The organism is Vibrio sp. 10N.222.49.C9 (assembly GCF_041474985.1).
Classification (GTDB): domain Bacteria; phylum Pseudomonadota; class Gammaproteobacteria; order Enterobacterales; family Vibrionaceae; genus Vibrio; species Vibrio crassostreae_C.
The window spans coordinates 1-315 of sequence record NZ_JBFRVD010001511.1; the positions used below are offsets into that span (position 1 = coordinate 1).

Below are 315 nucleotides of genomic sequence, written 5' to 3' on the forward strand. Positions count from 1 at the left end.
GAACCATAGGCATGTTTTAAGCTGCTCTGAGCGCTCAAAGTAAGCCTCTAGAACCTCCGCAAGGGTATCGCCTTCTAGACCAACAACGCCTTGGTAGCGCTCGCCTTTGTTTGGTGAAATCGTAATCACCAAGTGACCTTTGCCTAGCATGTCATGCAAAGTCGCAGTCTCAGCGATCTCGCCTTCAAAGCGAGCAACACCGCGTATCTTTTGGTTGTTGTCACCATTGATGACAGCCAATGATACTGGGCCATCGCCTTGTAATTGAAGCGTGATAGAGCCTTCAAACTTTAGAGTAGCTGTCAGTAATGATGT

At 47.9% G+C, this 315-nt stretch carries 1 protein-coding gene; it reads right to left on the bottom strand.

What is annotated here, in order from left to right:
* The coding region (locus tag AB4585_RS29005; protein ID WP_372172249.1) for an Hsp33 family molecular chaperone HslO at positions 1-315 on the bottom strand (315 nt) is incomplete at both ends.